12 protein-coding genes are annotated in these 10,425 nt (G+C 69.2%); 7 read left to right on the forward strand and 5 right to left on the reverse strand.

All coding sequences use genetic code 11. The features are described from left to right. Nucleotides 1–34: 34 nt before the first annotated feature. The gene (nrdF, locus tag QH270_RS30355; protein WP_280347714.1) at nt 35–997 is read right to left on the reverse strand and encodes a class 1b ribonucleoside-diphosphate reductase subunit beta; all 963 of its coding nucleotides are present in this window, start codon (nt 995–997) and stop codon (nt 35–37) included. Between the two features lie 366 nt (nt 998–1,363). Here nrdF and QH270_RS30360 point away from each other — a divergent pair, with 366 nt between their 5' ends. The 4 genes from QH270_RS30360 (at nt 1,364) to QH270_RS30375 (ending at nt 4,611) form a co-directional block, all read left to right on the forward strand. Continuing rightward, a complete protein-coding gene (locus tag QH270_RS30360; RefSeq protein WP_280347716.1) occupies nt 1,364–2,326 on the forward strand; it encodes a hypothetical protein in 963 nt (320 codons plus the stop codon). Between the two features lie 88 nt (nt 2,327–2,414). Continuing rightward, a complete protein-coding gene (locus tag QH270_RS30365) occupies nt 2,415–2,582 on the forward strand; it encodes a hypothetical protein (protein WP_280347718.1) in 168 nt (55 codons plus the stop codon). Nucleotides 2,583–2,598: 16 nt separating this feature from the next. After that, complete coding sequence (locus QH270_RS30370) at nt 2,599–3,543, forward strand: hypothetical protein (RefSeq protein ID WP_280347720.1); 945 nt, start codon at nt 2,599–2,601, stop codon at nt 3,541–3,543. A 96-nt stretch (nt 3,544–3,639) separates the two neighbouring features. After that, entirely contained in the window at nt 3,640–4,611 is a 972-nt protein-coding gene (locus QH270_RS30375) for a peptidase (RefSeq protein ID WP_280347722.1), read from the forward strand. Between the two features lie 62 nt (nt 4,612–4,673). Here the strand turns inward: QH270_RS30375 and mgtE are convergent, their stop codons facing one another. Both mgtE and QH270_RS30385 read right to left on the reverse strand, forming a co-directional pair. Beyond that, on the reverse strand, nt 4,674–6,119 hold the full coding sequence (mgtE, locus tag QH270_RS30380; RefSeq protein ID WP_280347724.1) for a magnesium transporter: 1,446 nt from the start codon (nt 6,117–6,119) through the stop codon (nt 4,674–4,676). Nucleotides 6,120–6,472: 353 nt separating this feature from the next. After that, nucleotides 6,473–7,054, reverse strand: a complete 582-nt coding sequence (locus QH270_RS30385; protein WP_280347726.1) for a TetR/AcrR family transcriptional regulator — start codon at nt 7,052–7,054, stop codon at nt 6,473–6,475. An 81-nt stretch (nt 7,055–7,135) separates the two neighbouring features. Between QH270_RS30385 and QH270_RS30390 the strand changes: the two genes are divergently transcribed. After that, the gene (locus QH270_RS30390; RefSeq protein ID WP_280347727.1) at nt 7,136–7,822 is read left to right on the forward strand and encodes a DUF899 domain-containing protein; all 687 of its coding nucleotides are present in this window, start codon (nt 7,136–7,138) and stop codon (nt 7,820–7,822) included. On the opposite strand, the gene QH270_RS30395 is transcribed toward QH270_RS30390, so the two are convergent. Further along, nucleotides 7,801–8,328: a hypothetical protein gene (locus QH270_RS30395; protein WP_280347729.1), complete on the reverse strand. Its 528-nt coding sequence runs from the start codon at nt 8,326–8,328 to the stop codon at nt 7,801–7,803. The genes QH270_RS30390 and QH270_RS30395 overlap by 22 nt on opposite strands. A 157-nt stretch (nt 8,329–8,485) precedes the next feature. Between QH270_RS30395 and QH270_RS30400 the strand changes: the two genes are divergently transcribed. Both QH270_RS30400 and QH270_RS30405 read left to right on the forward strand, forming a co-directional pair. Then, nucleotides 8,486–9,478 carry an LLM class F420-dependent oxidoreductase gene (locus QH270_RS30400; protein ID WP_280347731.1) on the forward strand — a complete coding sequence of 331 codons (993 nt, stop codon included), beginning with the start codon at nt 8,486–8,488 and terminating at the stop codon, nt 9,476–9,478. A gap of 254 nt (nt 9,479–9,732) precedes the next feature. After that, nucleotides 9,733–10,185: an RDD family protein gene (locus QH270_RS30405; RefSeq protein WP_280347733.1), complete on the forward strand. Its 453-nt coding sequence runs from the start codon at nt 9,733–9,735 to the stop codon at nt 10,183–10,185. Here the strand turns inward: QH270_RS30405 and QH270_RS30410 are convergent. Then, the coding region (locus QH270_RS30410) for a hypothetical protein (protein ID WP_280347734.1) at nt 10,178–10,425 on the reverse strand (248 nt) is incomplete at its 5' end. The genes QH270_RS30405 and QH270_RS30410 overlap by 8 nt on opposite strands.

The raw sequence follows: 10,425 nt of genomic DNA on the forward strand, positions 1-10,425 counted from the left end.
AGCCCGATTTCCAGGGGCAAACCGACGATCCGGGTCAGAACTCCCAGTCTTCGTCCTCGGTATTGACCGCCTTGCCGATGACGTAGCTCGAGCCGGAGCCGGAGAAGAAGTCGTGGTTCTCGTCGGCGTTGGGCGACAGGGCCGACAGGATGGCCGGGTTCACCTCGCACTCGTCCTTCGGGAACAGGCCCTCGTAGCCGAGGTTCATCAGCGCCTTGTTGGCGTTGTAGCGCAGGAACTTCTTGACGTCCTCGGTGAGGCCGACCTCGTCGTAGAGGTCCTGGGTGTAGTCGACCTCGTTGTCGTAGAGCTCGAAGAGCAGCTCGAAGGTGTAGTTCTTGAGCTCGTCGCGCTCGGCCTGGGAGACCAGTTCGAGGCCCTTCTGGTACTTGTAGCCGATGTAGTACCCGTGCACGGCCTCGTCGCGGATGATCAGCCGGATCATGTCGGCGGTGTTGGTGAGCTTGGCCCGCGAGGACCAGTGCATCGGCAGGTAGAAGCCGGAGTAGAACAGGAAACTCTCCAGCAGCGTGGAGGCCACCTTGCGCTTGAGCGGGTCGTCACCGTTGTAGTACGACAGGACGATCTCGGCCTTGCGCTGCAGGTTGCGGTTCTCCTCCGACCAGCGGAACGCCTCGTCGATCTCCTTGGTGGAGCACAGCGTGGAAAAGATGGAGCTGTAGCTCTTGGCGTGCACCGACTCCATGAACGCGATGTTGGTGTACACCGCCTCCTCGTGCGGGGTGAGCGCGTCGGGGATCAGCGAGACGGCGCCGACGGTGCCCTGGATGGTGTCCAGCAGCGTCAGGCCGGTGAAGACCCGCATGGTGAGCTGCTTCTCGTCGGTGGTCAGGGTGTTCCAGGAGGGGATGTCGTTGGACACCGGCACCTTCTCCGGCAGCCAGAAGTTGCCGGTCAGGCGATCCCAGACCTCGGCGTCCTTCTCATCGGGCACCCGATTCCAGTTGATGGCATGTACCCGATCGATGAGCTTCATTCCGCCTCCACACCTTTCCGCCAGACCGTTTACCCGCACCGCCGCCGTGCGCGAGCCCGTTCACCTGAACACTACTCGTAGTGGGTGACAACTCCGGTAAGCACAACAGCTTGTGTTGCGGCGTGGCACGTCCGGCCAGTACGACCACACCGACACACCACACACGCGGCCCCTATTGTGCGCCACGACCGCCGCCACGCCACCATCGCATCGCCAGAGATTCGCCACACGCGCGCACCGCCGCCTCGACGGGTGAATCCGGCCACGCACCGGAGTTCCCCGCGCTTTGCATTCCCCGCGTCCGCCCGGCAAACTGCGGCTCGCACGTCCGGCGCTCGGACAGCGTTCGTCCAGGGGGGATCAGCCATGCTTCGCCGCCTCATCGTGGCCGCCGCATCGGTGGTGTTGTCGCTCGGATCGACAGCGTGCGAGGAACCGCGACCGGTGCCCGTCCGCGTACCGATCGCCTGGAACACCGCGCCGACCACCGACGAGCAGCATCTCGCCGTCATGGCAGCGGCGCGCGCGATCGACCCGTGCGCGCTGATTCCACGGGCCACATTGGGCGAGATCGGGACGGTACCGACCGTCGTGGCGAGCGCGCCCGATACCTGTGCCGCCGAACTGAACTCCACCGAATTCGGCGCGAAGACCCGGGTGAGCTGGTCGCTGAACCTCGCGCCGGAACCGCTGGAACCGTTCGAGGGGAGCACGCGGACGCAGATCGGTGACGCCACCGTGTTCGCCGAGCGCCCGCGCGCCGATGCCGAGCCGGGCAGCATGGCCCGGACCTGCATGGCCACGGCCCGCTTCCCCGCAACGATCGGGCTGTTCGTCCAGGTCAGCACGCCGCTCGCCGACGAGCCGTGCGCGGTCGTCGACACCGTCCTCCCGCGCGCGCTCGAGCTGCTCCGCACCGAACCGGCCGTGGGCACCTCGCCGGACACCCCGAAAACTCCCCTCGCCGTGGCGGATCCGTGCGCCGTCCTGGCGACCCTCGGCGTCTCGACCCCACTGGCCAAGCGGTTCCTGCACGCGTGCGTGTTCGAGTACCGTGGCGTCGACATCGACTTGCAGTACGTCTACAACGACAGGGCCCTCGTCGCCGTCGGCGCTCCGATCCTCGTCGTCAACGGCCACCCCGGCTACGACCTGCGCAGCATCACCGAGACATCCTGGTACGGCGCCATTCTCGGCGCACCTCTCAGCCCGGCGGGGCCCACCTCGTCGACGGGTCCTAGGGTGCCCGCGGTGAAACTGACGGGCCGCGACCCCGCCGTCCTCCGCGAAGTCCTCGGCCACACCATGGACCTGTTCCCCGCCACCTGACCCCCCGAACCGCACGCGGCGCCGCCCCTGCTTCCAAACCACCACGCCGAGCGCGATCGATGGATGCGCGAGCTGACCGCACTGGTCGGTGCCGCCGTGCCGCGCGGGCTTCGTCGCCGTCGTCGGCCCGGAGCTGGCGCCGGGCCCGGCCGGCCTCGGCGGTAACGTGGTTCCGGTGGTCGACGTTTTCGCCGATACCGAGGATGTCGCGAAAGACGTGATGCGACAGCTTTTGCCGCTGTTCCCCGCGGCCTGATCCGAAGGGACCCGCCGTGCGACGGACACTCCTGCTCATCGCGGCGACCCTGATGCTGGTCGCCTGCCAGGGCGAATCGGTGGACGACAGCATGCCGCGGGGCGGGTTCTGGTCCACCGCGGCGATCTCGGACCAGGATCGGGCCGGGGTCTTGCGCAAGGTGCGCGCGCTCGATGTGTGCGGGCTGCTGCCGCGGGTCCGGCTGGGCACGCTGGGCAAGGTCAGGGATGTCGAGAACGTGCATCCCCAGCAGTGCAGGCTCAACATCGGTGTCGAGGGCCATCTCACGGGCATCGACGCGACGTGGAGCACCGGGGTGATGTTCTCCGGCGAGCCGTCGATGGACCTGCCGGTGCGCGAGCGGTCCATGGGCGATGTGCGGGTGCTGTTCCACGACGAGCCGTCCGGGTCCGACGATCCACAGGTGCGTGGGAGCTGTCAGGCGTGGGCGCGGTTCATCTCCGGCGCCGATCTGTCGATGAGTGTGCGCGCGCCCAGCGACGCCTGCGCGACCGCCGAGGCGTTGATGCGGATCGCGCTGGTCGCGTGGCGCGCCGAACCGGCGCAGGGCAGTTCCCCCGATTCGGACCGGACGGTGGTGACCGGTGCCGACCCGTGCGCCGTCGCCCCGCTGCTCGGCGTCACCGTGCCGGTGGCCGACCAGGGCGTCACGACGTGCCGGCTCACCGTCGACGGGCACGCGGCCGTGGTCACCTACGACTACAACGACGAGCGCTCGATCGTCGACGACACCCCGGCCTTCACCGTCGGCACCCGGCAGGTGTACCGCTTCGACGGGACGCAGTCCGAGGTCACCGCCCTGTCGGTGATCGTCGGCCCGCGCATGGCACCCGGCCCGACCGACGCCCTGCTCGGTCCCCGGGTGCCGACCGTCGCGGTGACCGCCGACTCGGCCGTCGCCGAGCGGGTCATGCGCGAGACCCTGGCCGTATTTCCCTGAGCAGGGTCACAACATTCCGGGCACGATGTTTGCGGCCGGATTGCCACCCGGGCAGACTCGGAGCGCGGACTTGTTCCACCGAGGACAGGGGTGCTGATGAATCGTCGGTTGGTACTGGCCGCCGCCCTGTTGCTGTGCTGCGCCGCCTGCGGTGACGACGACGCGGGCGAATCCTCGACGGAGGCCGTGCCGCCCGCGCCGGTGATCCCGGCGCCACCGCCCGAATTCTGGTCGCAGCCCGCCACGACCGAACAGCAGCGCGCGACCGTCGCCCAGGCGACCAGGCAGATCGACGTGTGCGCGCTGATTCCGCGCGACACGCTGTCGACCCTGGCCGAGATCCACGACGTGACGGTCGGCCTGGACTCGTGCCGCGCGGTGCTCGGCTCGGCGGCTCCGGGCGAGGGCACCACCCTCACCTGGCACGCGACGCTGCTGCCGGACCTGACCCCCGGCCGCGGTGTCAGCAAGAACCTCGGCGACGTGCAGATCCGCCTGGTCCCCGACCGCGACGAGGGCATGCCGCGTTCCTGCGGCGCCACCGCCCACTTCCCGGCGGGCGCCGCCTTCTACCTCGGCCTGACCACCCCACCCGGGCAGGACCCGTGCGCGGTCGCCGACGGCCTGCTGCCCGGCATGCTGGACCGCTGGCGGGCCGCACCGCCCCAGGGCACCTCCCCCGACACCGTCGCCACCGTGCTGCTCGGCGCCGACCCGTGCGCGGTCCGCGCGAAACTCGCGGGCACCGTCGACTCGGGCAAACAGCGCCTCACCGCCTGCCTGTTCCACTACCGGGGCGAGGACATCACCGTCAGCTACGAGTACCGGGTGCCGGCCTACCTGGCGGCGCGCAGTACCGAAGAGAAGATCGGCGACCGCACGGTGCACCGGTCTGTCTCGGTCTACGACAGCCGCATCCCGATGTACACCGCGGCGGTCGGCCCCGAATTACCCACCGAGAGCACAGCATTCGGCACCCGCCTGCCGATCGTCGAGGTGACCGCGGCCACCGACGATGTCGCCCGCGACGTCATGGGCCACATCCTGGCCATCTTCCCGCAGTCGTGATCGACCGGGGCTCGTCGCCCTCGCAGGTCCGGATATCGGAATGAGGGTGGGTGGGCGCGGGGTCAGATGCCGAGCACGAGCTTGGCCGTCGTGAAGTAGATGATCAGCCCGGTCGCGTCGACCAGGGTGGTCACCATGGGCGCCGAGACCACGGCCGGGTCGATGCGGAACTTCTTGGCCAGCAACGGCATCGTGCCGCCGATGGTGGCCGCCCAGCCGCAGATGATCACCAGGGTGATCGCCACGACGACCGCGATCTTCGGGCCGACGAACAGGGTTCCGATGAGCAGACCCGCCGCCGCGAGCATGCTGCCGAGCACCAGCCCGACCCGGCATTCCCGCCAGATCACCTTGAACAGGTCCGAGACCCGCACCTCACCCACCGCCAGGGCGCGCACACACGCGGTCGCGGCCTGCGCGCCCGCGTTGCCGCCCGCGCCGATCAGCAGCGGGATGAACAGCGCCAGGCTCGCGGCCTGCTCGAGGGTCGTGGAGAACACGTCGGTGACGCTGACGGTCAGCGTGGCCGCGAACAGCAGCAGCATCAGCCACAGCGCCCGGTAGCGTGCCAGCTGGAACACCTTGGCGGCCATGTAGTGACCCTCCCACGGCGCCGAGCCGGCCTGCTTGGCCACGTCCTCGCTGTCGGCGGCCTCGAGCACCTCCATCGCGTCGTCGATGGTGAGCAGGCCGACGACCCGGTCCTCGCTGTCGACGACGACCAGGTTGATGTCGTTGGTCGAGCTCATCAGGCGCGCGGCCTTCTCGGCGGAATCGGTGGCGCGCACGAAAGCCGGTTCGGTAACCACCAATTCGGACACCATGGCCTCGGGGGCGTGCAGCACCAGCTCACGCAGTTCGACGATGCCGGTGAGCTTGCGGCCGCAGTCGACCACGGGCAGCGTGTACACCGTCTCGGCGTTGGCACCCTTGGCGCGCACCCAGCTCAGCGCCTGGGCGACGGTCAGATTGTCCGGCAGCGCAACGACTTCCGGCGTCATGTACTGCCCGACCGAGCCCTCGGGGTAGCCGAGCAGCGTGGCGGTCATCCGGCGCTCGCGCGGGCTGAGCCCGGCCAGGACCTTCTTGGCCACCTTCGCCGGCGCCTCGTGCAGCATGCGGGCGCGGTCGTCGGGGTCCATCGCCTCGACGAGATCGCGGAAGCTCTTCTCCCGCAGGCCCTGCAGGATCTGCTGCTGGTCGACCGGCTCGAGTTCCTCGAACACGGTGATCGCGCGATCCTTGTCGAGCAGCCGGAACACGACACCGGCCTGCACCGCGTCCATTCGGGCGAGCGCGTCGGCGATGACGTGCGGCGGGCGGTTGTCGAGCCAGTCCATGGCGCCGTCGACCCGGCGGGTCTCGACGATGTCGCGCACCGACTCCGACAGGATCTCCAGCGCTTCGGTCACCGAATGATCTTCGGCGACAACAGGAGTCGGCTCTGGACGCGGCGAATCCGCGGCGGGGGTGACGTGACGTGCTTCGATGAGATCGATCTGCGACATGGGAGAGTCCTCTGGCGCGAGTGCGCGCACACCCACGACGAGGCCGCGGGGATGCTACGAGAGTGGATCGGGAAACGGTGTGGCACACCGCGGGCGTCGACCACCACGACCGTGTCGCACAGCCGATCTCACCGGCCGGAAATCAGTGCGAGGACGAAGGGGCGACGCCGCGCGGCCTTCGACTGGGGGGTTCGCTGCGCATCGCAACACCACCTCCTCGCCGTCGCTGCAGGCCATCGCCGATGCAGATCGCTTGGAGTACCCACCCGGGCACACCCTTCCACCTGCAGAATACATGCGGTGGTCCCATGTTTCATCTTTACCGGGAGTACCACTGGTCACAGTGATGTGTGTCACATCGGACGCGGCAACCCGGCGATGACCGTGTCGACCGCCCGTTCGGCCAGCGCTCGGAGCTCGGCGCGGTCCAGATGGCGCAGCGGTCCACGCAGGGCGAGTTCGGCGAAGCCGTGCACGGTCGACCAGCAGCTCCACGTGGCGCCGGCGCGCGCGGCGGGATCGAGGTCGCCGATGTGGACCATCATGTCGAGCGCGTCCGTCAGGGCGAGGTACGCGGGTGAGTCGCGGACCGATTCGGGCGAGGTGTCCCCCGCACCGAAGAAGGCCACGGCGAACCACCCCGGCTCCGTGAGCGCGAACCCGATGTAGCCGAGCCCGACCGCGCGCAGCCGCGCGCGCGGACTGTCGGGAACCTGCTCGGCGGCCATGCCCGCCGCCATCGCGGCCTCGATCGCGGCCGACACCGCGCGCAGCAGCGCCTGGCGATCGGGAAAGTGCCGGTAGGCGGCATTGGGCGTGACTCCGACGCGCCGGGTGGCGGCGCGGATCGTCAGCGCTTCGGGCCCGCCCGACCTGGTGAGCTCCAGGCCTGCGTCGACCAGGGCGGCGGCGAGATCGCCGTGATGGTAGGCCAACCCTTGACGCTCCTCTCCTGCGAAGTCTACGGTGTGAACATACCAAATGTGCACGCCGTAGACATTGGAAGGGTGGTCATCATGACCGCATTGCCGACGATCGTCGATCACGACACCTGGCAGGCCGAACTCGACAAGCTCCGGGTGCGAGAGAAGGCCGCGACCCGCGAACTCGACGCCATCGCGGCGCAGCGGCGACGGCTACCCGCCGTGGAACTGCCGCCCTACACACTGAAGGCCGAAGACGGCAGCGATGTCTCGCTGGCCGAGGTCTTCGACGGACACTCCCAGCTGATCACCTACCACCACATGTGGACCGACGGGAACACCTGGCAGTGCCCCGGCTGCACCGGCCTGACCGCCCAGTACGCGCGGCTGGACTTCCTCGCGGCCTACGACGCGCGCTTCGTCATCGTCACGCAGGGACCGATCGACGAGGTGCTGGCCTACAAGCGCCGCGTCGGCAACACGATGACCTGGTATTCGACCCACGACAGCCCCTTCGGCGCCGATATGGGCGCAGGCCCGGGCGAGGGCTTCGCGGTGAACACCTTCCTGCGCGACGGCGACACCGTCTACCGCAGCTGGCACACCGACGGCCGCGGCACCGAGCAACTCGCCTACACCTTCGGCCTGGTCGACGCGCTCCCCTACGGCAGGCAGGAGGAATGGCAGGACAGCCCCGAGGGCTGGCCGCAGTCACCGACCTACAGCCGCTGGCCCAGCTCCAAGGACATCGCCGCCGCTTACGGCGACCCGAACGCCTGACCCGCGAGGTCCGCGCCGACCACCTGCTCGACGGCGCGCCAGTCGGGTGTCGGGATCACCCAGTCCGGAGCGGGCTCGGGCTGGACCCCGTACAGGTACAGCCGCGGCACCAGCCCGCGCAGCGCCCGGTGCACGTCGAGGCGATCGTCGATCATGTGCGTGATCCCCAGGTCCACGCAGTGCGGGGCCTTGCCCGCCCTGGTCCGGCAGAAGCGGAGGTTCTCCCGGGGAATACCGGTGCGCGCGGCGAACTCGTGGTGATCGAGCCACTGGCGGGTTCGCTCCTCGACGCGCGGGCCGCATTTCGAAATGACCCAGGCGTTGCCGTCGAAGCGGTCCACCAGCCGAGCCAGCACCTCGAAGGCGTCGGGACTCGGTGGCGTGCTCATGGCTTCGGCGAAGCCGCCCGACAGGAAGGTCGTGTCCGCGGCACCGGGGGCCAGCGCGGCGCCCTGGATGACCCGGCCGAAGTCGACGCCGAGTCGTGGTTGCCGGATATCTTTCATACCGGCCCGAGCATGCCCGGTTCCGGCGGGTGTGCCAACCGAATAACGGCCGGTCCAGGATTCGGCGCGGCGCGCGTCCAATAGTTGCGCGGGTGCGCGGCGGTGGGAAAGGTGGGTGGGGCAGCTCACGTCAGGTCAACACACCGAGGAGAAACTCGTGCGCTTCGGCATCTTCGTCCCCCAGGGTTGGCGGCTCGACCTGGTCGGCATCGAACCGGCGGATCAGTGGTCGGTGATGCGCGAACTGGCGCAGCGCTTCGACGCGGGCTCGGACTGGGAATCGATCTGGGTGTACGACCATTTCCACACGGTGCCGGTGCCGACGAACGAGGCCACCCACGAGGCGTGGACCCTCATGTCGGCCTTCGCGGCCAGCACGTCCCGGGTCCGGCTCGGTCAGATGTGTACGGCCATGAGCTACCGCAACCCCGCCTACCTGGCCAAGGTGGCCGCCACCGTCGACCTGATCTCGGGTGGCCGGGTGGAGATGGGTATCGGTGGCGGCTGGTACGAACACGAGTGGCGCGCTTACGGTTACGGGTTCCCCTCCGCCGGTGAGCGGCTGGGCAGGCTCGACGAGGGTGTGCAGATCTTCCGCCAGGCCTGGCAGACCGGCCGGGCCACCCTGAACGGGAAGTACTACCAGGTCGACGATGCCATCGTGCACCCGAAGCCGTTGCAGGAGAACGGTATCCCGATCTGGATCGCGGGCGGCGGCGAGAAGAAGACGCTGCGCATCGCCGCGACCTACGCGAACTACACCAACTTCTCCGGCGAGCCGGCGGAGTTCACCCGCAAGTCCGACATCCTGCGCGCCCACTGCGCGGAGGTCGGCACCGACTTCGCGGCCATCACCCGCAGTTCCAACTTCAACGCCATCGTCGGCAGCACCGAATCCGAAGTCCAGGAACGTCTCTCCACCGTGATCGACCGCTACACCCCGTTCCTCGGCGCCGACGAGGCCAAGGCCCGCGTGCACGAACAGTTCGACGACAGCGCCGCCGTCGGCACCCCCGAACAGATCGTCGAACGCCTCACCGCCGTCAAGGATCTCGGTCTCGCCTACGCCATCCTCAACTTCCCCGAAGCCGCCTACGACACCTCGGGCATCGAGCTCTTCGAACGCGAGGTCATCCCGGCCCTGCGCTGACCGAAGCGGCGCCGCCGCGATGTGGCCTTGACCACCCCCGGCGTGAGAACTATGTTCTCTCGCCAACAGAGCTGGACATGCGCGGTCACCGTTCGCATCCACGGGCCGGGCTCTGCGGGGGCCGAGCTACCCGGCGATGGCGGAAGTGGTTCCGGTGGTAGCGGTTCGGCGTCCGGGTCGCCCTGGTCGACCGGCTCGGCGGGCACAAGGTCGACACCGGGTGTTCGTTAAGCGGAGTCCCGCACGCTGACCCCATGACCAACGCAGCACCGCCCCGCCGCGCGACGAGGACCGGCGCCTACGAGCGCGATGCCGAGGGACACCTGAGGTTCGTCGCGGCCGAGACCGGAGAACTTGCCCGGCCGAAGGACGAATTCGTCCTCTCAGGACGCACTATCGATGGCGACGAGACCGGGGTGATCCCCTCCTTCCTCATCGACATGACTCTGCACGCCGCGATCGGCGCCACGGTCTGGTACCTCGCCTCCGGTCCGACCGCCGTGGTGTACGGGCTGCTCGCCTGGCTCGCCGCCTCGTTCCTGCACCGCACGATCGTCCAGCGCCTCACCCGAACCACCATCGGCAAGTGCTCCTTCGGGCTGCGCATGCGCAACCCCGACGGCACCTACCCCTCCCTCTGGCAGCTCATCGCCCAGTGGTTCCGCGGCGGCTGGGCCTGCTTCGACTTCTTCGGCACCTTCAGCTGACACGAAAGGGGGGGGGGGCGGGGGGGGCCGCCCCCGTAGGCCGGGGTGAGCGCCCAGCCAGCAACCGGCCCACCCCACCCCCCCCCGGCCCACGCCGGGCCACGTGGGCGGCGAACGCGGCCGTCTTGGCGGCGGCCGCGGGGACCTCGACCATGATGCCGATCTCGAGGTGGACCCCCGCGGGCACCACCTCGGCCAGGATCGCTCGGGCCCGCGTCAGCTCGGCCAGCGTGGTCACCA

Source organism: Nocardia neocaledoniensis, from assembly GCF_029868625.1.
GTDB lineage: Bacteria > Actinomycetota > Actinomycetes > Mycobacteriales > Mycobacteriaceae > Nocardia > Nocardia neocaledoniensis_A.

Bases quoted from the DNA above. Each gene is read 5' to 3' on its own strand.
- nrdF (WP_280347714.1), bottom strand. From the start codon at position 997: ATGAAGCTCATCGATCGGGTACATGCCATCAACTGGAATCGGGTGCCC.
- QH270_RS30360 (WP_280347716.1), top strand. From the start codon at position 1,364: ATGCTTCGCCGCCTCATCGTGGCCGCCGCATCGGTGGTGTTGTCGCTC.
- QH270_RS30375 (WP_280347722.1), top strand. From the start codon at position 3,640: ATGAATCGTCGGTTGGTACTGGCCGCCGCCCTGTTGCTGTGCTGCGCC.
- mgtE (WP_280347724.1), bottom strand. From the start codon at position 6,119: ATGTCGCAGATCGATCTCATCGAAGCACGTCACGTCACCCCCGCCGCG.
- QH270_RS30390 (WP_280347727.1), top strand. From the start codon at position 7,136: ATGACCGCATTGCCGACGATCGTCGATCACGACACCTGGCAGGCCGAA.
- QH270_RS30395 (WP_280347729.1), bottom strand. From the start codon at position 8,328: ATGAAAGATATCCGGCAACCACGACTCGGCGTCGACTTCGGCCGGGTC.
- QH270_RS30405 (WP_280347733.1), top strand. From the start codon at position 9,733: ATGACCAACGCAGCACCGCCCCGCCGCGCGACGAGGACCGGCGCCTAC.